Below are 22,591 nucleotides of genomic sequence, written 5' to 3' on the forward strand. Positions count from 1 at the left end.
CTGGTTCATTGGGGCGAGGTTGACTCAGCCCTGGCGGCATTGCCAGGGTCTCTACCCCTCATCCCGTCGCTGCTGCCCAGAGCTGCTGCTGTGATCGCCTGTACCGGAACAACTTGAGCAGGTTGTGGGTGGCAGCGATCAGATGCCATTCACCATCGACCTTCTCCAGGCCCCGCAAGAGAAACCGCCGCAGGCCCCGGCCTTCCTTGATCTGGCCGTTCACCGGCTCCACGATCGCTTTGCGCTGGGCGTAGATCCTGGATCCCTTCTTGCTTCTGATCTTGCGGGCCATGCGGGTTCTGGCGTCGGCATCTCTGGGCAGCGGTCCTCGCTGTGGCGGTGGCGGCTTCCCATGCGGCAGACGGCCGGTGGCGATGTAGGCGTCAATGCCAAGGTCCTCACAGTGACCTGCGTTGTCGTCGCTCCAGTAGCCCGCATCCATCGTCATCACGTCCGGCAGTTCACCGGCGCTGGCGGCGATCCGCTCCAGCATGGGCTCCAGGTGCTCCACGTCCGGTGGCTGGTTGCTGACGCCCACCGCCACGATCACCTGGTGGTCACTGTCGACCGCCAGCTGGCAGTTGTAGCCCTGCAGGTAGGTGCCGCCGGACTGCATGAGGTGGCTGTCGGAATCTGTGAAATTCCGTTGGGTCTTGGCCGTCGGTGTGCCGTCAGCCTTTCTCGCCAGACCACGCCTGGGCATCGCGTCAGAGGCGAGTGGCTCCAGATCTGGTGGCTCGAGGCCAGCGCTCTCGGCGGCCTCGATGGCTTTGTCCCCCGCCGCTGCTGCCTTTGCCGCTGCGGCTTCCGCTTTCCTGTTCAGCTCGGCCTGCTCAGGGGCCGATCCATCCGATTCCTCGGCTGCGGTCGCTTTGGCTCTGGCCTTCTCGGCTTCCTCCTGCCGCTGCCGCGCTGCAGCTGCAGCGGTTTCCGCCTCCATCTCCTTGCGGGCCTGACGGATTTTTGCGAGGCGGCCCTGCTTGTGGCGCAGCTCATCGGGAAGTTCACTGCCCAGGTTTCCTTTGCCGTAGCGCCGGTCTTCCTGGGCATCCAGGATCTCGGCCTTGCGGATCAAGGCGTTGATTTCCTTCTGGAGCTCCTTCTCCGCCCTGAGCATCCGCTCGTGGCTCATCGCCTTGTGCTTGGAGGCATTGGCCTGCACCTTGGTGCCATCGAGGGCCACATGGCCCAGGCTCACCATCCCCGCCTTCTGGCACAGGCGCAGGATCTGAATAAACAGGCCCTTGAGGGCATCAAGGTTGCGCCGGCGGAACTCGCTGATTCGGCTGTGGTCCGGCTGCTGGTTGCCGGTCAGCACGCGGAATGCCAGATCCTCGTAGCAGGCCCGCTCGATCTTCCTGGAGGAGACGATGCCCACGCAGTAGGCGTAAAGCAGCAGCATCGTCATCATGCGTGGATCGAATCCCTTCTCTCCGCGGGGGTCCTTGGCCTGAGCGGGTACGAGGATCGCGGAGAGATCCAGCTCATCCACCAGGTCCAGCAGGAAATACACCTGGTGGTCTTCTGAGAGCCACTCACGCGGTGACGGCGGCAGCAGGGTGGCCTGCTGCGGCTGCCAGGGGCGAAAGGTCTTGCGCTTCTGCATGCCCGAGTGTATCGCCCAGATCCATTGCAGTCACTGAGATCTGGGCAGATTGATGGGCGGCTGTGGAGAGACTGGGTGCTGATCTATGCGCGACAGGCTCCTCATTGACCTTCGTTGGATCGCCTTGCCATGTGTAGTTGCCGCCGCTCTTACCGTGCTTGCCCAGGATCACGCACTGGCCTGAGCCGTAGAACAGCTCGATCTGTTGTCCGCTGACGCCCTGCTCTTTGTCACCTTCGGTGATCTTCCATGTCTTATGGCCGATCGGCTTGCCTTTGACTACATCCATGAGCTGATGCTTCATGTCTGGTTCCACCCAAAACGCCGCTTTTCGGCGATCTGACGTGTTGTCCCGGCCAATGGCCCAGCCAACGTCCTCCCAGCGGCAGCCGCGCTCCTCCAGCAGCTCCATGCAGTCGGCGCCATCCACATCGATGCAGAGGATGTCGCCCGAGTCAGGCCCAGGTCGGAAGCCCACCGCAACAGTGCTCTTGCACCGCTGGGCCTGGATATCCTGCGGAGTGTCGCTATGAAGCTGCCACTCCTTGAGGTGATGGCCGAACCCGGGCTTGACAGGGATCTTGTCGGCGCCGATGGGCAGCAGGGCGAGGCCCTCACACTTGAGGAGCTGTTTGTCCTTCCAGGGGTGCTCCTTCAGGTGCTCGGCGACCGCATGGGCCTTGTCTGCGGCCTCCTGCTGCGCGATCTGGCTGAACACGAGCTCGATCACATCGTCCGTCATCCAGGGTTTGGTTGGCTGCTGCAGCGGCTCCGGCTGATCACCGTTAACGGTGTTGCCGCAGGGGGTTTCATGGTCTAACATGGTGGAAGCTTGTAAGTGAACTGAGGGCTCAGGGGCGGCTAACCCCTGGCCCTCTTTTTTGTCTTGATGCTTTCCCTGGTCCAGGCCCAGGGGGGTTGGCTTGATCTCCTCAGACCGCTGGGTCTGGATCCGCTTTTGGGCAGCCGCCTGGAATGCAAAAAGGCCGAAGGCCGATCAATCCGAGGTCTGTTCCCGAGGGGTTCATCACTCGTAGTCCAATACCGAGGAGATGCTTTGCAGTGGCCCAACGTGGGGCCCTTTGTGCATCAGCAAGCTCGTTTAGAGCCTGCCATTCGGTCTCCCCTAACTGCATGTAAAGCTGGGGAGGTTTGCCTGTGTGTTGTGTGGCGGCAGTGGACATGTGAATCGAGGACAAACGAGGAGAGAGCAAAGCGCTGAACGCGCTAAGTAGGGCTGAGTGGATGAGGTGGACAGCACCAATTTATCGGGGAAAATGTGATCTCAACGCTCCGGCTGCACCAGCGGCAGTGGCGATTGAAGAGAGTCTGAGAGCGGCGCGTTTACGTTGCGGGCAGGGCGAGGCAGGGACAGGGGGGTAAAACACCTGGGTCTGGGCCTGTGGTTCTGCTGCTGCGGCGGATCCGGCCGCGGATCCAGGCCCAGGTCAGGTTCCACTCACCCTGCCCTCTGCGTCCCGCCGCCGCCCCTCCCTCAGCGTCCCGCTACCTCAGCCCCGCCGCTGCCGCCCTTCCCTCAGATCACACATCGCTCGGACCAACAACTGCCGCGCCAACCTTGTCGGCATCGGTATAGGCCGTGGCCCGGTTTTCCGAGGAGCTGGGCATCTACGTGATGACCATCTACAACTGGTGGATGGCTTAGCGTCTTCAGGGAGAGGTTGTGCCCGCATCCGAGAAGACCTCTGAGGGATGGAGTGCTGCTGACAAGTTCACTGTGGTACTGGATACCGGCTGGAGTGGCTATGCATGGGGGTGAGCTGTTGAGATTGTCTGTGACCCCCGGCCTTGACGACGTCCTCCCTCCCACCCCCCTGTAGCGCAACAGCCTGGAGGGCTTACATTCCTAGCCTTAGAGCTAGAATGTAAATACTTGACTTATTGCTAATGAGAAGTTCCCTTGCCAAGGCATTTATCCTGCTTGCCTGTTTCGTTGGTCTTCAGTCATGTTCAATGAATAAGCGTGTCCTTAGCGGAACCATGGCCCTCCTCGACCCTGGAGACATATATGGTTCTTGGGATGACTGCGAGGGAACGGGGGGATATGGCGATGTCAGTAATGGGTCACCCGTTACCATCGAAGATCAAGATGGTAAGATCATAGGTGGATCATCATGGAGCAATATGGACGAACAAGGACTGGTAATCTTTGCAAAGTCTCAAACTGGTAAACTTAGCAATGTGAGCGCCGCCAAGGAATGGATGCAAAGCAATGAGGGGGATGTTTGCGTCCTATACTTTAAGACTAGCCTTAACGCGACTCCACAAGCATTAACTGTAAAAACGCGACGCGGAGACTTGTCATTCACAAAGGAGCAGCTAGACAAGGATGGCTGGAATGTTGGTTTCTCACTTGGCTTGTAGTCCGGCTTTGAAACCCTGCTGCGATATAAGGTTTGAATCTGATGTCTAGCTGCTCAAGTAAGCCAGTGGAAAAGCAGCTGCTGGAGCCTTCTAGCAGCTGCTCATAGCGGCTAGGCAACTTCGTTACTCCTCTTCCCGCTCATAGGTCTCGCCAACTTGGACCTGTTTGCGAAACCTGCTGTACTCACGCAGCGCTTGCTCCGTTGCATCAGCGTCCCAGATGGTTCTCACTTTTCCTTGAAGAAGGAAGTGCTTCCCAGGAAGGAGAACACCGTTGCGGCGCAGTTCTATCAGCCGATTGCGACTGATTCTCAAGTTCCTAGCGAGCTCGTTGGAAGTTAGCCACTTAGTGGCAGTGGTCGTAGTCATACACACAAAGGGAGATCACTGCCGGCCGTGATGGCTGCAGCTGAACAAACGTGATCCCGCTTGATGCCTGCTAAGAATCGCTCGGCTGGAAGGCCGGCCAACAACGCGGTGTTGGCTCCGTATCGCGGCAGTGATGAATCGGCAAACCCGCTGAGTGAGCTTCCACTCACGTCAACAGGTTTAGAGGTCGCAAGCTTGGAGCCTCCCCCTCAGAGCACTTTAGCGCAACTCTCAACACTTGCGGACGATTTACCGGCCCCCTTCTCCCCGAAAGCGTCCGCAAATGCCGCCGCCGCTTCCCCTTGATTGACGAAGCGGGCGTATCGTCGCAAGTGAGTCTCCAGCGAATGCCCCATGGCTTCGGCGATGTACTTCGGCGGCAAGTTGTTTCGGTGGCAGGTCGCCGAGTAGCGGTGCCGCAGGGAGTAGGGCACAAGCTCCTCCCCTAGATGCTCGGCCTCGCCGCAGAGCTGCTGCCAGATACCTTGTCGTCTGAGGAAGCGCCCCATGCGATCCCCTGCCATCTTTGGTTCTGCGACCTCGGGGAGAGGTTCTCCGGCCCGGAGCCTCTTTTCAAGGAGCCATTCCATCCTTGTCCCATCAGCATCCATCACCGGTGCGGCCAGTAGTTGACGCGGTTTTGTCGTCCCGCCTCCACTCTTCTTGGCATAGAGGCACCAGAGCACATCCCCCCGAAACCGGAGGTGAAACAGCTCCGTAGGTCTGAGGCCGTAGACGGCACACAGCTGAACCGCAAAGGCCCACCGGCGTGCTTCGTCACTGGTGCTTGCCTCCAGCGCTTCCACCAGCCGGATCACCTGGCTATCCCCGAGGGCGTATTGCTCTCGGGTCGGTGCGCGTCGTCCCACCACAGTTGTGAGACTCTGCGGGGGCGACCACGTACGAGCGCTCACCTCGTGTCGCTCAACTGCGTATCGCAGAAATGCGGCCCCGTTCTGAGCCGCGATCTGACGGCTGCGACTTCCCAGCTCCCACTGACGCACGGCTTGCTCAAGAAGGTTCGCGCCGTTTGATGGTGCCCGCTGCCCTTGCAGCAGTTTCAGCATGGCCTGGACGACGGGGGCGTACTTCCTTTCCCAAGTGGTCGCAGTGATACCAGCTCCGTGCTCTTGCTTGTGCCGCTGAAATGCGGTTGCTATGGCGGGCCAGTTGTAGGCGGCATGGCTGCTGGCGTTGTTCGCCAGGTTCGCTGCTGTTTTGAGGTCTTCCCCCTGGGCCAGGTATTTGCCAATCACTCTTAGCCGCTGGATCAGATCGTGCTCTTGCGCCTCGGACCAGTCGTAGGGCAGAGCCACCGAGACACTGGTGATGGAGCCATCCGGCTGACTGAAGCGCTGTTGAAGACGTGCACGCCTGGTCTTGTCGGGACCAACGTTGCAGCGCTCCGGGAGGTGCTGCCTCAGATGCGCTCGCACCCGCTGTTCCCAGGTGGTGGCTGCAGGAGCGGGTTTGGTCACCGGTTGGACAGCGGTTGGACAGTACGGAGCAGAAGGGAGCACTTCAGTGCATTTCTCCCCTCCCCATGAAAGTCTGAAAAGACTGCTATGACAAGCTCTAGAGCACTTGGGAGCACTTCAGAGCAGTCTGGAGCAGATCTCTGTCTGTCGCTTTGGGAGCACTAGGTCGCAGGTTCGAATCCTGTCGCCCCGATCCAGTTACACCAAGGGCTCTCGGATTTCCCGGGAGCCCTTTTTATGCCCTGTTTTGGACCGTCGTGCGCATGATGTGCGCAAAATCCAGGCCCGTGCGCAGGCTGCGCACCAGCGGGAATGGCCGGACAGGGGCTGACAGGGGCGGGTCCGATAGCCTCCCGTGCACTCGGCCGGCGCCTCCTGGGTCCTCGGGTGCATCCCCAGCCCCTGCGGGCACAACTGCCATCAGCCGATGCATTCCTGTCATCCCGGCCTCTGAGCCACGGCCCGCGAGGCCCGTGAACACCTGGGCGTGAGCGAACGAACCCTGGCCCGCTGGCGCAACAGCGGCCTCTTTCGAGCAGGTCAGCACTGGCGGCGCAAGTTCCCCAGCCCGAACTCCCCGGTTCTGTATCACCTGGAGCACTGCCAGGTGGCGATGAGCAAGGCCACGGCCCGCCAGGCCGACTTGCTGGAAATCGGCCTGGCGCAGACGTCTGCGGGCAAGAGCTTCAGCAGGCCTCGACCAGCAGCGGATCCCAGCCGTGGTGAAGCTCCAGGGCATCGGCGATGCCTAACAGGGCCTCGGCGGCGGGACCGTCGTAACGACCCGTTTTCTGGGCCTGCTGCTGGAGGCTGTGGCCCAGCTGGAGCAGTTGCAGCTCGCTGAGCAGATCCTGCTGGTCTGCCACGGCCTGGCTGTGACCGGGGGAGGCCGGAAGGGCCGGTGAGACCGATCGGGCCCGCTGCGGCCAGAGGCGGAGAAGGAGGCGTTGAAGGAGCAGCACAGGCACAGACGCGGGACCCCTGAGGATTCCGGGCCGGCCTTGGCGGCTCATGCGGACATCGGGCGCGGGCTGCGGATCAACCCACGGTTTCCACAGGTGGTCCGTAGGCCGCCAGGGTGCGATCGGCACTGAACAACCGCAGGCCTTCCACCTGGGCCTGCACCACCAGGAGGCGGTCGAACGGATCACGGTGAAGCCAGGGAAGGTGCTGGACGGCCAGGGCGTGTTCGGCGCGCACAGGCAGCTCGCGGAATCCCTGGCCAAGCAGACCCAGGCGCAGGGCAGCAGCTTCCACCTGGAAATCGGCTCGCCCGAGTGACGACTTGATCGCCACTTCCCAGAGGCTCACCACGCTGAGGACCAATGGCTGGGCCGGATCAGCCAGAAGGCCGGCCACGGCTGCTGGCAGGCGCTTAGGTTCAATGGCCCACCAGAGCAGCAGCTGGGTGTCCAGGAGCAGGGGCAGGGGCTCGGTTCGGGTCACGATGGCCTGATCAGCCGAACAGATGGTCGATCTCGCTGGCGAAGTCAGCCTTCAGGTCGGCACGGGCCACGGCGGCACCCTGCAGGAACCCTCCTCGCCGGACCTCGGAGGGGTTGTGCACCGGCACCAGCCGCACCAGTGGACGGCCAGCCTTGGCAATCACCACCTCCTCCCCTTCAAGGGCCTGCGCCACGTAGCGGGAGAGGTGGGTCTTGGCGTCGTGGAGGTTCACCTGCATGGCCAGGGTCCGCAATGGAATCAACTTAGTCCAGGTACGGCTAAGGAACCTCTGGACAACGCCCCCCTTAAAAAGGGCCTGGAGTCGCGCATTGTTCAGGATGAACAATTTGAGGGTGGATCGGTTGTTGATCAGCCTGAATTCACCTTTGTGGACGCTGAATCTTGCCCATTTGGGGTGGTGCCTGCCCCAAATGGGCACACCACTCCCCCAGTCATGTCTTGCATAGCAACTCATGGTGCGCCATAAATAGGTTCTTGATTACCCAGCTCGCTCCGTGCAGGCCATTTGTCCCGACTAGAGTGGTACACAGATACTGTTCTGGCCATGGCACGCAACGGCATCCAGTTCCAGAAGGGCCTGTCTCTGCCTGAGTTCCAGCGGCTCTACGGCACAGAGGAGCAATGTGAGGCTGCTCTGGAGAAGGCTCGCTGGCCGGATGGGTTCCGGTGCCCTCGCTGCAATGGGCATGAACATGGCCTGGTTTACGGCCGACGACTCAAGCGCTACCAATGCCGCAACTGCGGCCATCAGACAACACTCACGGCCGGCACGATCCTGCAGGCCACCAAGCTCCCTCTGACAAACTGGTTCCTGGCCTTTTATCTGATCGGCCAGGCCAAGAACGGGATCTCCTCGCTGGAATTGAGTCGTCACCTGGGCGTCAACTACGACTGTGATGATCCTGGCAACCCCATCATCAGCAGATCTGACTCGAACTACGACCGGCCTGGCCAGCTCAGTGCCTTTCTGCGTGATCTGTCGATCTGCATTGATGGGGCCGATCAACGGAGAAGTGTCGTGACCTGATACGAGCCTGGTCAAGAGGCCCCATCACAGTCCTGTCCGACCTCCCCGCTGATCGCTTCTCCCCACCACCATCTGGCATCGATGGCATCAGCAACCCTGACACAGTCCGTTCATCAGCGGGCGCCTGATGTTGTGATCGGCGTCGACACCCACAAGGACATCCATGTGGCTGTGGCCCTGGCTCCCAACGGCGGCAGGCTCGGCGACTTCCGGATTCCCACAACCCGAAGGGGCTATGACGAGCTGATGACCTGGACTGAGCAATTCGGCTACACGCCGGTCTTTGCCGTCGAGGGCACCGGTTCTTTCGGAGCCGGGCTGTGCCGTGAGCTTGTCGATGCTGGCTACGAGGTCGTCGAGGTGAACCGCCCCGATCGCTCCACCAGGCGCCGCCTCGGCAAGAATGACGCCATCGATGCCGAGGCCGCTGCCCGAGCGTGGATCGCCGGCACGGCCACGGTGACACCCAAGGCAGGCGGCGAAAGGGTGGAAATGATCCGGATGCTCAAGTGCGCCAAGGATTCGGCCACCGGCAGCCGCACCCGGGCGATCAACCAGATCAAAGCGATTCTGGTGACCGCTCCGGCGGCCCTGCGCGAGCGGCTGGAGCCTCTGCACCGCAGCGCCCTGATCCGGGCCTGCTCGGCCCTGAGGCCAGGCCCGCTGGATGCTCCGCTGGCCGCCGCCAAACGGGCACTGCGAACCCTGGCTCGCCGGGTTCTGGCCCTGGAAGTGGAAATCGCAGGGTTGCGGGACGACCTTGATCAGCTCACCCAGGCTGTTTGTCCCGCTCTGCGCCAGACCTTTGGCGTGGGAGTCGACAACGCCGCCACTCTGCTCACCGCGACTGGGGATAACCCGGAGCGCCTGCGCAGCGACGCCAGTTTTGCAGCGCTCTGCGGCGTTAATCCCCTACCAGCAAGCTCTGGTAAGACCCACCGACATCGCCTGAATCGGGGCGGCAACCGTCAGGCCAATGCGGCACTGCACCGGATCGCGGTGGTGCGGCTGCGATGGGACGAGCAGACCCAGGCCTATGCCGAGCGTCGAACAGAGGAGGGGCTCTCGAAAGCGGAGATCCTCCGCTGCCTCAAGCGGTTCATTGCCCGCGAGGTGTTTCGAATCCTCATGGGTGGTCCAGCCGTGCGGTTGAAGAAGGCATGAGCCCCCAGGGGGCAACAGCCCAGGCTCCCGCCAACCAGCCCGCCCGCTCCTCCATTGCGGGCGGGCTGGTTGGCGGATGAAGAGCCGGCCGCCTCTCCGTCACGGCATTGGCGAAAAGCTGCGCCAGGGGGGTTGACGATCTATACGAGCATCACCGCCTGGCTGCTTCACAACAAGATCCTGCGGGCGATGAGCTAACGGGAGGAGGAGTATCTGCTGCGGGGAAAGATTCAGATAGATGATGCCTACCTCGGCGGAGAACGCACTGGCGGCAAGGTGGGTCGCGGATCAGAAAACAAGATTCCGATCGTGGCAGCCGTCTCGTTGAACGAGTCCGGCCATCCGATCCACGCAAAGATCGCGCCGGTGAATAGCTTCAGTTCAGAGGCGATCGCTAACTGGTCCTTGAATAATCTGACTCCCGGTAGCGATGTACTCTCCGATGGCCTGGCCTGCTTCCGCGCCGTGACCACGGCCAACTGCCACCACAAGGCGAATGTCACCACCGGCAAGCACCCCAACGACCTGCCGCAGTTCCGCTGGATCAACACCCTGCTGGGCAACCTAAAGACCAGCTTCAACGGCACCTTCCATGCCTTCAACTTTGACAAGTACGCCAAGCGCTACCTGGGCGGCTTCTGCTTCCGCTTCAATCGGCGCTTTGCCATGGCTGAGATGACCGAGCGCATCGCCAATGCAGTCTGCTGCTGCATGCCTTGCACGGAGCGGGATCTCAGGCTTGCGGAGGCTTATGGGTAATCAAGAATAGGTTTGAGAGGCCGGCCAGCACATTCACCTTGCAGCGGTTCTTGAGCATTCCACGCAGCCGGGTCTTTTGAAAGCCGAACTGGCGCTTGATCACGCGGAACGGATGCTCCACCTTGGCACGGAAGTGAGCCTTTGCCGTCTCGATCAGGTCATCCACCCTCCCCTCGGGTGTATCCGGTAACGCGCGACGCTTGCCTGGACGCATGGCAGTACGGAAGCCGATACCCCTGCCTTCCATCTCGGGTCGTTTCTCAATACCCTGGTACCCGGCATCTGCGTAGACCACTGTCTCTTCACCGTGCAGGAGTTCAGCGGCGGGAGTGAGGTCATGCACATTGGCGGCGGTCGTTTCCACCGAGTGGATGAGGCCGCTCTCGCTGTCCACCCCGATGTGGACCTACCGCTTCGCGGGCCTACGGCTACATCCCAAAGTGCCATTGCTTGCCCTTGCAGGTCTGGTGCATCTCAGGATCCCTCTCCCGCTTCTCATTCTTTGTGGAGCTTGGTGCCGCGATGATGGTCGCATCGATGATCGTGCCCTGCTTCATAACCATGCCATTGGCCTTGAGGTGGGCCTTCACGGCTTCAAAGATCTGCGCGCCCAGATCCTTCTCCTCCAGTAGATGCCGGAACGCCAGGATCGTGGTCTCATCCGGGATCCGGTCGGTGATCAGGGCGATACCGGCAAAGCGGCGCATGGTCGCCACCTCAAGCAGCGCATCCTCCATCGCCGGATCGCTCAGGTCATACCACTGCTGCAGCAGATGAATCCGCAGCATGGTTTCCAACGGATAGGGCGGCCGACCGCCCTTGCTGCTGGTCCTGGGGTAGTGGGGTTCGATCAGATCGATCAGTGCTTTCCAGGGAACAACCGCCTCCATCTCAGCCAGAAATCGCTCTCGCCGGGTGCGCTTTTTGGCCGTGGACTGCTCGTAATCACCAAAACCGAACTGCTTGGCGTCCATCAAGCCTGACCACGTCACCGATCACAAGGCCATTGTCGCGCAGGGTGGCGGGGTTTTCCAGAGTCTCCCTAAAGCATTCGATCAGGCAAGTGCCGATCTTCAGGCCGCTGTGGCAGCGAACGGATTCGGCGTGTTGGCAGTACTTGATCTCGGTGACAGCCTGCGCAGCAAAGGTATCAACTTCTCCGAGCAGTGCCAGGTATTTGAAGTGTGCAATCCCCAGCAGGCAGCCTACGTACTGAGCAAGGACATGAAGCTGACCATGGCCCTGCCCTGCCGGATCTCCGTCTTCACCGAAGCAGGCCAGACCCGGATCGGCATGATCCGGCCCGAAGACATGCTCAGCAACTTGTCCACCGAACCAGGTTTGATAGAGCTGGCCCACGACGTTGAATCCGCCACGACAGCCATCATCCAGTCTGCGGCAATATGAACAGCAGCAGCATGAGCGGCGGCGGCCTGCGCTCACGATGATGCCCAACAATCTCGCAGACAACCGGCCTTAGACCCAGGCAAGGAGAACCAAAAAACAATCCCACCGAGGACGGATCCACCCCAACGAGGAAATCCAACCAAGAAACCCAACGACGATGAGTCCAGCACAGCAGCGCCATGGGCACACTGGGGAGTTGGACGACCTGGCTGGACAGCAGCTACAGGAGAAGCTGAAGTCTTCAGCGAATGGGCTGAGTCAGACCGAAGCGCTGCGTCGCTTGGCTCAGTATGGCAGTAACGAACTTACCGAAAAGAAGACGAATCAGATCCTGAAGCTTCTGACCTATTTCTGGGGTCCGATTCCATGGATGATTGAAGCAGCGGCGCTCCTCTCCTCAGTGGCCCAGCATTGGCCAGACTTCGCCATCATCCTGCTGCTTCTCGCCAATGCGGTGATCGGTTTCTGGGAAGAACACCAGGCTGGTCATGCCATCGCGGCGCTCAAAGCCAAGTTGGCCATGAAGGCGCAGGTGAAACGGGATGGCCAGTGGACCACTTTGGAGTCGCGGGAACTGGTACCTGGCGACGTCATCCATCTACGCCTCGGCGACATCGTGCCAGCGGATGCGCGCTTGCTGGATGGTGATCTGCCGCAGGTAGATCAGTCGGCGCTGACGGGTGCATCGTTAGCGGCCACACACCAATGCGATGACGCCGTGTTCTCGGGATTGATCATCCGCCGGAGTGATATCGATGCCATGGTCTACGCCACAGGATCGAACACATACTTCGGCAAGACAGCTGAACTGGTGCAGGCAGCGGCCAGCGTCAGTCACTTTCAACAAGCCGTCCTGAAGATCGGCAATGTCCTGATCCTCCTAGCGCTGGCTCTGGTGTCGGTGATCATCACAGTCGCGTTGCTGCGCGGCGACCCACTACTTACCACCCTTCAGTTCGCCCTGGTGTTGACCGTTGCTGCGATTCCCGTGGCCATGCCCACCGTGCTCTCGGTGACCATGGCGGTGGGAGCGCGCCTGCTGACGAAAAAAGGGGCGATCGTGACACGGTTGGCGGCCATCGAAGAATTGGCTGGCGTTGATGTACTTTGCTCGGATCAAACGGGCACACTGACTCAGAACAAGCTGACACTTGGCGATCCTTTCAGCGTCAGGTCCCCCAGCTTGGATTCATCCAGCGGAGACAGGGATCCGGATCTGGTAATTTTTACCGCAGCCCTGGCCTCACGATCCGACAACAAGGATCCGATCAAGCAGTGCTGGACGGACTGAGCGATCATCAGAGCCTGGATGGCTACCAGTTGGTTCATTTCCAGCCCTTCGACCCGGTTCACAAGCGAACCGAAGCCACCGTCAGGGGATTGGACGGAATCGAATTCAAGGTCACCAAGGGTGCACCGCAAGTGATCCTGGCGTTGTCGGCCAATGCTGCCCAGGTGTCGGCCGCCGTTGATCGCGCGATCAGCGAGTTCGCCGCACGTGGATTCCGTTCGCTGGGAGTGGCCCGCACGGATACACAGCAGCAGTGGCAGTGTCTTGGAGCCTTACCCCTGTTTGATCCTCCTCGCGACGAAGCCAAAGCGACCATCGCGACAGCACGCCAGATGGGAGTGACGATCAAGATGGTGACCGGTGATCAATTGCCGATCGCCCAGGAAACGGCAGAGGAACTGGGGATGGGCTCCAGGATTCTCGATGCCAGTGGCTTCGGGACCAGCACGACCGATCAGTCGGAACGGTTGGCAGAGTCGATCGAGACAGCGGATGGATTCGCCCAGGTGTTCCCTGAGCATAAGTTTCAGATTGTCGATGTCCTCCAGCAGCACGGCCACATCGTCGGCATGACAGGCGATGGCGTCAACGATGCACCCGCGCTCAAAAAAGCCGACTGCGGCTCGCCGTTTCGGATGCAACAGACGCGGCGCGTGGCGCGGCCTCGATCGTGCTGATGAAGCCGGGACTGTCCGTGATGATCAAGGCCATCAAGGCAAGTCGCAAAATCTTCCAGAGGATGAACAGCTACGCGATCTACCGCATCGCGGAAACTCTGCGCGTCCTGCTCTTCATGACGGCCTCGATCCTGGCATTTAACTTCTATCCCGTGACCGCAGTCATGATCGTGATGCTGGCCCTACTGAATGACGGCGCCATCTTGTCGATTGCCTACGACAACGTTCATGTCAGCAGCGATCCAGAACGATGGCATATGCGCACGGTCATGGGGATCGCGGCAGCCTTGGGCGCCATTGGGGTCGTTTCAGCGTTTGGCTTGTTCTATCTCGCGGAGCGCGTCTTTCATCTTGACCGTGCCCATAGTCAGACCCTGATGTATCTGAAGCTCTCCGTGGCTGGACATCTGACCATCTTCCTCACACGCACGCGCGGGCCTTTCTGGTCCATACGACCGGCACGGGTTCTGCTGTTGGCCGTTTGCGGCACGCAACTGGTGGCAACGCTGATCGCGGTGTATGGATGGCTGATGACCCCGCTGGGGTGGGATTGGGCCTTGGTGGTCTGGGGCTATGCCCTGGCTTGGTTCTTGGTTAACGACCGCCTGAAGTTGATGGCTGATTCGATCCTCAGCCCACAACTGCCTGCCAATTGACCAGGAGGCAACGACGACGCCCATGCGAGCCGGCCATGCCGAGCTTGGAGCGGCCCTGGCCAGGATCGCCATAGCGTTGGACCAGCTCCTCCACCCTGGCCTCACCTGCCCCTTGCACCTCCAACGCCCGTGATCCAGTTCCTCCACACCGCCGACTGGCAGCTCGGCAAGCCCTATGCCCGGGTCAGCGATCCCGACAAGCGGGCCCGCCTGCGCCAGGAGCGTCTGAGCGCCATCGGGAGGCTGGGGCAGGTAGCGCAGCAGCACGGGGCCGCCTTCATCGCGGTGGCGGGTGATCTGTTCGATTCCCATCAGCCCACCCGCTCCAACGTGTCGGCCGCCTGCAGCGCCATCGGAGCCCTGGAGCTGCCGGTGCTGGTGATTCCGGGCAACCACGACCACGGCGGCGCCGGCAGCCTCTGGCAGGAGACCTATTTCCAGGAGGAGCGTCACCACCTGGCCCCCAACCTGCATGTGTTGCTGGAGCGCAAGCCGTTGACGCTGACCAGCCTCGGCCTCGGCCCTGGGGTGGTGCTGCCCTGCCCCTTGCTGCGCAAGGCCGAACCCGTCGATCCCACCGCCTGGTTGCGCCACATGGACTTCACCGCCTGGGCAGACCAGCCCCGCATCGTGCTGGCCCATGGATCGATCCAGGGATTTGGCGCGGAAGACAGCAGCGACACCGACGACGAGAATCCGCCGGTGCCCACCAACCGCATCGATCTGGCCCGCCTACCGGCCGGGGAGATCGACTACGTCGCCCTCGGCGACTGGCATGGCCTCAAGCAGGTGAGCCCGCGGGCCTGGTACGCCGGCTGTCACGAGATGGACCGCTTCCCCCGCAGCGCCGCGTACCGCTCCGGTCAGGTGCTGATGGTGAGCGTCTCGCGAGGTGGGCAGCCAGAAACCTTTCCGGTGCCCACCGGTGGCATCCGCTGGCATCAGATCGCCCACCGGTTCAACAGCGACGCCGACCTGGAGCGCCTGGAGCAACTGCTGAGGGATGCCATCGGCCCCCGCAGCAACGAAGACCTGCTGCTGCTGGAGCTTGAGGGCAGCCTCAGCCTGGCCGCTGCCGGCCGCCTGCAGGATCTGCTGCAGCGCCTCGAGGCCCGCCTGCTGCGCCTCAAGCGGCGCGACCACACCCGTGTCGCCCCGGATGCGGCCGAACTGCGTCAGCTCACCCGGCGCTCCGGTGATCCGTTGGTGGCCCGCGTGGCCCAGCGGCTGCAGCAGCTGATCGAGAGCAGCCCGGAAGACTCCGCGGAACTGGCCCGCATGGGCCTGCGCGAACTGCACCGCGCCTGCGAAAGCCACTGAAGACCGACGATCCACGAGGACACACCAGCCCATGCGCCTGCTTTCGGCCCGCATCCGCGACTACCGCCTGCACCGTGACCTGACGGTGAACTTTGATCCCCGCTTCACGGTGATCGCTGGACCGAACCAGTCGGGCAAGAGCACCCTCGCCGAAGCCCTGCACCGGGCCCTGTTCCTGCCAGTCAAGACCGGTGGCGCCGTGCTCGAGGGCATGAAGACCGATCCCTTCATGGCCGATCCCGAGGTGGTGCTGGCCTTCGCCGCCGGCGGCGACACCTGGACGCTGCGCAAACGCTTCGCGGGCAGCCGCGGCAGCATCGCCTTGCAGGACTCCGGCGGCCGCAGCCTCCAGGGCGATGCCGCCGAGGAACGGCTGGCTGAACTGATCGGCACCGCCGCCGTGGCCCGCAACCGTGCTGCCGCAGACCAGCTCAAAGAGCGGTGGGGCCATCTCTGGGTCTGGCAGGGGTCCGCCAGCGACAACCCCCTGGCGCTCAGCTCCAGCGCCTATGACCACGACCGGCTGGTGGAGCGTCTGCAGGCCGGTGCCGACCTGGGGGTGCAATCGCCCCTGGATCTGGCGGTGCTCGACGACATTCAGACCCGCTGGGCCACGGTCTTCACCCCAGGCAGCGCGACGCGTGCTCCCCAGCTGCGCCGGGGATCGGAGTTGCAGCGGGCCCGCGAGGCGATGCAGCAGGCCGAGGTTGAGCTGGCCGCCATCGGCGACACGTTGCAGCAGCAGGCGCAGGCCCAGCAGGCCTATGCAGCGGCGACTGAGCTTCAGGACCGCCTGGCCATCGAACTGCCGCAGCGCCGCAAGGAACGCCAGGCCCTCGAGGAACGCCTGGGGCGCAGCCGTGAGCTCCAGACCCTGATCGACCAGGAGGGCCCTCTGCTGGAAGGGCTGCGCAAGCAGCTGGACGAGCAGCGGCGCGACCAGCAGGAACTCCAGCAGCAGGGCCAACGGGTGGCCGCGCTGGAAGCCGCGCTGGCGCCAAAAGCCGCAGAGCACGGAGCCCTGTGCAGCAAACTCCCGGCGGCTGAGCAACAGCGGCAGGCGGCACGTACCCAGCTCGATACCCTGCGGCAGGCCAGCGCAACCGGCACGACCGCCGCTGAACAGATCGAGCAACGGCTCAGCCGTGTCCGCCTGCAGCTTCAGAAACAGGAACTGGCGCAGCAGCTCTCCAGGGTCGAGCAACTGCAGGCAGACCTGACAGGCCTGGAGAAGGATCTGCAGCGCCTGCCCGCGATCGATGCCAAGGCGGTGGAGGCCCTGCGCCGATTAGGGGAAACTGTCCAGACCAGCCGCGCCAGGGCGGAGGCCATGGCAACGGGCCTCGAGGTGATCCGAGCCGGCCAGTCCATCCGGGTGGATGGCGAGGACCTGACTGCCGGCACCACCCGGTTGCTGGCCGAACCGACCGTGCTGAGGGTGGGCAACGACGTGGAGTTGCGGCTGGTGCCCGGTGGTGGCACCACCGCCGCTGCGGCGCAGCAGAAGCTGCAGGACGCGGATGCGGCCCTCGGTAAGGCCCTGAGGCTCTGGCAGGTGAGCAGTGTGGAGGAAGCTGCCACCGCCGAGCGTCGGCGCAGTGACCTGCTGGCGGAACGGGAACGGCTGGCCGCTCAGCGTGGTGCCGAGGATCCGGCGAGCATTCGCCAACGCCTCACGGCCCTGGAGGCACAGCTCGCAGCACAGCCCGCCGATCCGATCGACGACACGGCGTCCGATCAGGACTCGACAGCCCGGCTCGCTTCCCTGGAGCTGGACCTGCAGAACGCCCGTGCCGTCCGAACCCAGGCTCTCGCCGCGGAGCAACAGCAGCAGCGCAGCCTGGAAGCCAGCGAAGCGGCGCTTGAGGCCCTCAAGGCCTCGATCGAGACCACCAGCCAGGCACTCCGCGATGGGGAGTCGCAGCTGCTGGAGGCCCGGACCCGCATCAATGCCGTGCTGCAGCGTTGCCGTTCCGCCGCCAACCTGGAGACGGTGATCACCGAGCTGGTCACGCGCCTGCAGCAGAGCGAAGCCAGGCTCGCCGCGCTGGTAGCCGAGCGGGCCGCCCTCGAGCCGGACCACCTGGATCTGCAGGCCCGGAGCCTCGATCGGGCCATCGCCACGCTGCAGCAGCAGGAGCGTGAGGCCCATGAAGCCCGCATCCGTGCCGAGAGCCGACTGCATGGCGATGGACGCATCGATCTGCAGGCTGAACTGGAGCAGAAACAGGCCGAACTGGAATCGCGGCGGGTGGAGCGGGAGCGCCTCGAACAGGAGGCCGGCACGCTCAACCTGCTGCGCCAGCTGCTGGAGGAGGAACAGAACGCCATGGCAAGCCAGTACGCCGCTCCGTTGACGAAGCGCATCGCCACCTACCTGGCCCATGTGTTCCCGGATGCGCCCCGCACGGCGCTCTCCTACGACGCCCGCCATGGCTTCCAGCAACTGCAATGGCGCCGCGGCGGTGAAGCCGCCTTTCCATTCGAGGTGCTCAGCACCGGCGCTCGGGAGCAGTTCGCCGCCGCCCTGCGGGTGGCGATGGCCGAAGTGCTGGCCGGGGCCTACGACGGCAGCCTGCCGCTGCTGTTCGACGATGCCTTCGCCCATTCCGACCGGGAGCGGCAGGCCGGGGTGGTGCGGATGCTGACCGAGGCCAGCGCCCAGGGTCTGCAGGTGGTGCTGCTCACCTGTGACCTGGAACGCAGCACGCTGATCGAAACCGCCACCCAGGTCAGGCTCGGGTCCGGCTGAGGCCGCCGAGGCCCCGCCTGAGCCGGAAACGCTGCAGCGCTGCAGCGAGATCCTCCAGGCGCACCGGCTTGGTGAGGAAGTCATTCATGCCGGCACCCTGGCATTCCTGGCGCTGCGTCTCGAACGCATAGGCCGTCAGGGCGATCACGTACAACCCCTGGAAACCGCGCCGGCGCAACTCACGCGTGGCTGAAACCCCATCCAATCGGGGCATCTGGATATCCATGAACACCAGATCAATCCCACCGGCCTCGATCCGCTCCACGGCGGCCTGACCGTCGGCAACAAAGTCAGCCTTGAGGCCCAACTTGGCCAACATCAACTCAATCATCCGCTGATTGACGCGACCATCTTCCGCCACCAGGATTCCGACACCTTGAAGGCCTTTCACCTGTGTTTCTGACAGCACCTCGGATTGCTTTTCCGAGGGCACCTCGGCCAGGGTTTCTGACAGCAGCTCGACTTGCGGTTTCGATGTCGCCGGCTTGTTTGCTTTCAGATCCACCGGATCAGCTGATTCAGGTTCCTTCACTGTGGACAGCGCTGACCGCGCCGGGGCCAAGGCGAGGCTGAAGGGAATCGTGGCCGTGAAGCAACTCCCTTCACCGAGCCTGGAGACCACGGCAAGATCACCACCCATGAGCCTGCAGAGGCGGCGGGTGATGGCCAGACCAAGGCCGGAGCTGCGGCCATCCTGATCCCTCAGGGACTGACGGGTGAACTCTTCAAACAGGATGGCCTGAAAGTCGTCGGAGATGCCAAGGCCCGTATCCGTGACCTTGAAGCCAAGGTCAACACCATCCTCACCACGCGGCGAAGACTCGACAACGAGACTGACGCCACCGGCATCCGTATATTTACAAGCATTGCCGAGAAGATTGAAGAGGATCTGACGCAACTTGACCTCATCCCCAAGCAGCCATCTCGGCGCCTCTGGAGCCAGCGAAACCTCGAGCGTCAACGCCTTGGCATCAGCCGCCTGACGAAATAAAGTCTCACAATCCGTAAGCATTCAGGGGTCGGGACAGCACGCGGCGAACATCGTCTCTGCTGAACCCTTGACGGCGTCCTGATTCCCGTTTGCATCTCAGGCAGAGACTGCTTGAGATGGGCGCCCCTCCTGCTGGCATTTCCGAGGTGGACTGGTTGTCGTGGCCAGCTGGTGCCAGGGAGTTCATCCTGGCTCAACAGGAGGAGATGGTGCAGCTCCGCGTCCAGCTCACCGCCCTGGCGACCGAACTGGCCCATCTGCGCGAGCGGATCGGCCGCAGCTCCCGCAATTCTTCCAAGCCTCCCTCCAGTGATGGCCAGGGGTTTAGGCCGCCCGAACGACGCAAGGGCAGTGGCCGCAAGCGCGGCGGCCAGCCGGGCCATCCCGGATCTGGGCCGGAGCTGCTGCCGATCGAGCGGGTGGATGAGGTGGTCGAGCACCACCCCCAGGCCTGCCGCCGCTGCGGCACGTTGCTACAGGGTCAGGATCCCGAGCCCTTGAGGCACCAGGTGATCGAGATTCCACCGATCACGCCTCTGGTGATCGAGCACCGGCTGCACCGCCTGGTCTGCCCCTGCTGTTCCACCAGCACCTGTGCCTCGTTACCGGCGGAGGTGGAAGTAAGCCATTACGGTCCCCGGCTCAGTGCTCTGGTGGGTCTGCTGGGTAGTGCCTTCCCGTTGAGTTTCAGCAAGACCCAGGCGCTGCTGGATCAGCTGCTGGGGGTACAGATCAGCCGGGGAGCGATGGCCACTATCCGCCAGCGCTTGAGTGCAGCACTGGAGCAGCCCATGCAGGAGGCCCTTGCGTTTGCCCGTCAGCAGTCGGTGGTCTATGTCGATGAAACCGGTGCCCCTACCGGTAATGCCGATGGGGGCAACCCCGATGGCCGGCGCGGCTGGGAGTGGGTCATGGTGACCGCCATGGGGGTGACAGTGTTCTTGCAGAGCCTGAGCCGCTCGGCTGCCGCCGCGATCGACCTGCTCGGGAATGCCTTTGGCGGAATTGTGGTGAGCGACCGCTTCTCCGCCTACAACCATCTCCCGCTGGAGCAGCGCCAGCTGTGCTGGGCGCACGTGATCCGCGATCTCACTGCCATCGCTGACCGTCAGGGCGCCAGCGGTGAGATTGGAGCGGAGCTGCTGGGCCTGCAGCAGCAGCTGTTTGCCCAGTGGCACCGCTACAAAGACGGAACGATCGACTGGTCCACGTTGCAGCAGGGCTGTCGGCCGATCCGCCAGGCGTTTGTGGGCACGCTGCATCGGGTTGTGGAGCTGGGCTGCCAGCGCGGCGAGCGAACGCCGTGGGCCAAGACGGTGCGTACCTGCCATCAGTTGCTGCAAGTGAGCGATGGCCTCTGGACCTTCCTGGAGATTGAAGGGATCGAGCCCACCAACAACGCAGCCGAGCGTGCCCTGCGCCATTCGGTGATTCAGCGCAAGATCAGCCATGGCGTCCAATCCCGCCAGGGTGCAATCTGCCGCAGCAGGTTGCTCACGGTCACCACCAGCCTGCGGCAACAGGGCCGTGATATCTGGCAGTTCCTGGAGCAGGCCTTGATCGCCCATCATCGCGGCGGTGAGATGCCATCGCTGTTGCCGAATCCCTGAGCCGGCCGTCATCGATCGTGGTGTCTGTGGTCGCTTGGTGATCAGCGATCAAGGGCGGTGAATGCTGCGCGGCTGCGTCACGGCCCCTGAACGGATACCACAATCCTTGATCAACAGGTGGAGATCGAATCGCCTTAACGCCAGCTTCAAGCGCCCGGCTTCAATGCAGGAAAGGTCGAGAATGTTGTTGATCAGGCCAAGCAGATGCTCACCGCTCCGCTGGATCGACTGGGTCAGCTCGCGCTGCTGCTCATCCTGATCGGTGTGCATCAGCAGCTCCGTCATGCCGATCACCACATTCATCGGCGTCCGAATCTCATGGCTCATGCTGGCCAGAAATCGGGTTTTCGCCTCATTGGCCGCCATCGCTTCATCCCTCGACGCCTTGAGCTCACGGGTGCGCAGCTCCACCTGCATCTCCAGATCATCCCTGGCTGCGATCAAGCGCTCCCGGGCTTGAACAATGGTGCTCTGATCCCGGAAGGTGAAGATCAAGGAACTCTGGCCCGGCAGGATCACCGTGGCCCAGGACACCTCGATGACACGGCGTGGCGGCGCTGTGGTCATCTCCCAGGTCACTGTTCCGTTGCTGTCCAACGTCCAGAACGGCAACAACGGCAACAACGGCAACGGTTCAGCATCACCGAGTTGATAGCGGGCCGGCAACAGCTGGATCAGCGGGACGCCCAGGCACTGAAGCCGGAGCCGGTCGACGAAGCGCTCGAACGGAGCATTGGTCCATTCGACAACGCCCTGTGAGTCAGTGAAGACCAGACCCTCTTGCACCACACCGAGGGCCGCTTCCATCCGCCCCAGGGTGGAACGCAGCGTCGAGATCAGTCTCTGGGGATCCTCCAAAACGCTCAAGCGGGGGGACGCCGATCCCCGGAACGCGCTGATCGCCGGTCGATGATCGCGTTGATCACGCCTACCCGTTCGATCTCTCCGATCAGCTTAGCCGTGGTGTGCGGGGAGGCCCCAGGCAGACAAAGCCATCCCTAACCGAAGGGATGGCGCGCGCAGATGTTGTCGAGCGGCTTCACCAGAGGGTGGGACCGCGACCGCTACCCACCTGGCAGCCCATCTGGGACCCCAGCAGTGCACCCAGGGGGACGGCCCAGGTACGGCCGTCGTCGCGCGAGGCTGCATAGCCGACGCCGCCGCCCACCAGGCCGCCCACCAGACGGCCCACATTGCAACGTTGATCCAGCTGGGCCTGCTCCACCACCGGATCAGGGCCATACACCTGGGCGGTCTCACCCCACCGCTGGCTGGGCTGGGGAACGGGAGGGAGCGGGGCGGGGCGGCCATAGCCCCAGTCCCAGGGAGCCGCGGTGGCCGCCAGTGGGCTGAACAGTGCCGTGGCCACAGCCGCCAGGCCAAGCCAGCGGAGAGACCGGGCACGGCGGAGCGCGGAGGCATTGCCGGTGGTGGAAGGAGCAGCGATGGATGCGCCGGTGATGGATGCGCTGGTGATGAATGTCGTCATGGTGAACATGTGAGGAGGACCTGGAGAAAGGCCGGCTCTGCCAGGCCTCCCTCCAGCACGCCCCTACGGAAGCAAGCCCGGATTGCAGGGCTGTGACCGCAACCCCAGGGGTTCTGACCAGATGCAACTGCCCTGCGCGGCTG

At 62.8% G+C, this 22,591-nt stretch carries 19 protein-coding genes and 3 pseudogenes; 12 read left to right on the plus strand and 10 right to left on the minus strand.

Features of this window, described 5'->3' with window-relative positions:
• Window positions 1–58: 58 nt before the first annotated feature.
• Entirely contained in the window at window positions 59–1,606 is a 1,548-nt protein-coding gene (locus H8F24_RS02005) for an IS1182 family transposase (protein ID WP_197169597.1), read from the minus strand.
• Window positions 1,536–2,429, minus strand: a complete 894-nt coding sequence (locus H8F24_RS02010) for a bifunctional DNA primase/polymerase (RefSeq protein WP_197170729.1) — start codon at window positions 2,427–2,429, stop codon at window positions 1,536–1,538. Before H8F24_RS02010 ends, H8F24_RS02005 begins: the two co-directional genes overlap by 71 nt.
• A gap of 1,178 nt (window positions 2,430–3,607) precedes the next feature.
• On the opposite strand from H8F24_RS02010, the gene H8F24_RS02015 reads away from it, so the two are divergent.
• The gene (locus tag H8F24_RS02015) at window positions 3,608–3,991 is read left to right on the plus strand and encodes a hypothetical protein (protein ID WP_197170731.1); all 384 of its coding nucleotides are present in this window, start codon (window positions 3,608–3,610) and stop codon (window positions 3,989–3,991) included.
• A 578-nt stretch (window positions 3,992–4,569) separates the two neighbouring features.
• On the opposite strand, the gene H8F24_RS02020 is transcribed toward H8F24_RS02015, so the two are convergent.
• The 4 genes from H8F24_RS02020 to H8F24_RS02035 form a co-directional block, all read right to left on the minus strand.
• Window positions 4,570–5,838, minus strand: coding sequence for a tyrosine-type recombinase/integrase (locus H8F24_RS02020; protein WP_231598031.1), 1,269 nt, complete (start codon window positions 5,836–5,838; stop codon window positions 4,570–4,572).
• A 686-nt stretch (window positions 5,839–6,524) separates the two neighbouring features.
• Window positions 6,525–6,806, minus strand: coding sequence for a hypothetical protein (locus H8F24_RS02025; RefSeq protein ID WP_197170735.1), 282 nt, complete (start codon window positions 6,804–6,806; stop codon window positions 6,525–6,527).
• Between the two features lie 70 nt (window positions 6,807–6,876).
• A complete protein-coding gene (locus H8F24_RS02030) occupies window positions 6,877–7,284 on the minus strand; it encodes a type II toxin-antitoxin system VapC family toxin (RefSeq protein WP_370594782.1) in 408 nt (135 codons plus the stop codon).
• Window positions 7,285–7,294: 10 nt separating this feature from the next.
• The gene (locus H8F24_RS02035; RefSeq protein WP_231598032.1) at window positions 7,295–7,546 is read right to left on the minus strand and encodes a type II toxin-antitoxin system Phd/YefM family antitoxin; all 252 of its coding nucleotides are present in this window, start codon (window positions 7,544–7,546) and stop codon (window positions 7,295–7,297) included.
• Window positions 7,547–7,849: 303 nt separating this feature from the next.
• Between H8F24_RS02035 and H8F24_RS02040 the strand changes: the two are divergent.
• The 3 genes and pseudogenes from H8F24_RS02040 to H8F24_RS02050 all read left to right on the plus strand — a co-directional run.
• Window positions 7,850–8,194, plus strand: a pseudogene (locus H8F24_RS02040) (transposase); the annotation flags it as partial.
• 270 nt (window positions 8,195–8,464) lie between these two features.
• Entirely contained in the window at window positions 8,465–9,496 is a 1,032-nt protein-coding gene (locus tag H8F24_RS02045; RefSeq protein ID WP_370594783.1) for an IS110 family transposase, read from the plus strand.
• 153 nt (window positions 9,497–9,649) lie between these two features.
• Window positions 9,650–10,255: pseudogene (locus H8F24_RS02050) on the plus strand (IS1595 family transposase); the annotation flags it as partial.
• Here the strand turns inward: H8F24_RS02050 and H8F24_RS02055 are convergent.
• Window positions 10,230–11,229: pseudogene (locus H8F24_RS02055) on the minus strand (IS5 family transposase). The pseudogenes H8F24_RS02050 and H8F24_RS02055 overlap by 26 nt on opposite strands.
• Between H8F24_RS02055 and H8F24_RS02060 the strand changes: the two are divergent.
• From H8F24_RS02060 to H8F24_RS02075, 6 genes are all read left to right on the plus strand, one after another.
• Window positions 11,219–11,662: a DUF302 domain-containing protein gene (locus tag H8F24_RS02060; RefSeq protein ID WP_231598033.1), complete on the plus strand. Its 444-nt coding sequence runs from the start codon at window positions 11,219–11,221 to the stop codon at window positions 11,660–11,662. The pseudogene H8F24_RS02055 and the gene H8F24_RS02060 sit on opposite strands and share 11 nt — an antisense overlap.
• Before the next feature lie 196 nt (window positions 11,663–11,858).
• Entirely contained in the window at window positions 11,859–12,953 is a 1,095-nt protein-coding gene (locus tag H8F24_RS19015; RefSeq protein ID WP_231598034.1) for an HAD-IC family P-type ATPase, read from the plus strand.
• The gene (locus H8F24_RS19020) at window positions 12,938–13,630 is read left to right on the plus strand and encodes an HAD family hydrolase (protein ID WP_231598035.1); all 693 of its coding nucleotides are present in this window, start codon (window positions 12,938–12,940) and stop codon (window positions 13,628–13,630) included. The genes H8F24_RS19015 and H8F24_RS19020 overlap by 16 nt, the downstream gene beginning before the upstream one ends.
• Window positions 13,630–14,286 (plus strand): hypothetical protein, encoded by a 657-nt coding sequence (locus tag H8F24_RS19025; protein WP_231598036.1) that lies wholly within the window; start codon window positions 13,630–13,632, stop codon window positions 14,284–14,286. The genes H8F24_RS19020 and H8F24_RS19025 overlap by 1 nt, the downstream gene beginning before the upstream one ends.
• Before the next feature lie 129 nt (window positions 14,287–14,415).
• Window positions 14,416–15,606: a DNA repair exonuclease gene (locus tag H8F24_RS02070; RefSeq protein WP_197170738.1), complete on the plus strand. Its 1,191-nt coding sequence runs from the start codon at window positions 14,416–14,418 to the stop codon at window positions 15,604–15,606.
• 31 nt (window positions 15,607–15,637) lie between these two features.
• Entirely contained in the window at window positions 15,638–18,358 is a 2,721-nt protein-coding gene (locus H8F24_RS02075) for an AAA family ATPase (RefSeq protein WP_197170740.1), read from the plus strand.
• Here the strand turns inward: H8F24_RS02075 and H8F24_RS02080 are convergent.
• Entirely contained in the window at window positions 18,339–19,319 is a 981-nt protein-coding gene (locus H8F24_RS02080; protein WP_197170742.1) for a response regulator, read from the minus strand. The genes H8F24_RS02075 and H8F24_RS02080 overlap by 20 nt on opposite strands.
• Window positions 19,320–19,465: 146 nt before the next feature.
• On the opposite strand from H8F24_RS02080, the gene H8F24_RS02085 reads away from it, so the two are divergent.
• Window positions 19,466–20,959 (plus strand): IS66 family transposase, encoded by a 1,494-nt coding sequence (locus tag H8F24_RS02085; RefSeq protein WP_197170743.1) that lies wholly within the window; start codon window positions 19,466–19,468, stop codon window positions 20,957–20,959.
• A gap of 48 nt (window positions 20,960–21,007) precedes the next feature.
• On the opposite strand, the gene H8F24_RS19030 is transcribed toward H8F24_RS02085, so the two are convergent.
• Window positions 21,008–21,376, minus strand: coding sequence for a histidine kinase dimerization/phospho-acceptor domain-containing protein (locus H8F24_RS19030; protein WP_231598037.1), 369 nt, complete (start codon window positions 21,374–21,376; stop codon window positions 21,008–21,010).
• Window positions 21,377–21,443: 67 nt separating this feature from the next.
• Between H8F24_RS19030 and H8F24_RS19035 the strand changes: the two genes are divergently transcribed.
• Complete coding sequence (locus H8F24_RS19035; RefSeq protein WP_231598038.1) at window positions 21,444–21,611, plus strand: hypothetical protein; 168 nt, start codon at window positions 21,444–21,446, stop codon at window positions 21,609–21,611.
• Between the two features lie 387 nt (window positions 21,612–21,998).
• Here the strand turns inward: H8F24_RS19035 and H8F24_RS02095 are convergent, their stop codons facing one another.
• Window positions 21,999–22,448, minus strand: a complete 450-nt coding sequence (locus H8F24_RS02095; protein WP_197158846.1) for a glycine zipper 2TM domain-containing protein — start codon at window positions 22,446–22,448, stop codon at window positions 21,999–22,001.
• Between the last annotated feature and the right edge of the window lie 143 nt (window positions 22,449–22,591).

It is taken from the genome of Synechococcus sp. CBW1002 (assembly GCF_015840915.1).
Classification (GTDB): domain Bacteria; phylum Cyanobacteriota; class Cyanobacteriia; order PCC-6307; family Cyanobiaceae; genus CBW1002.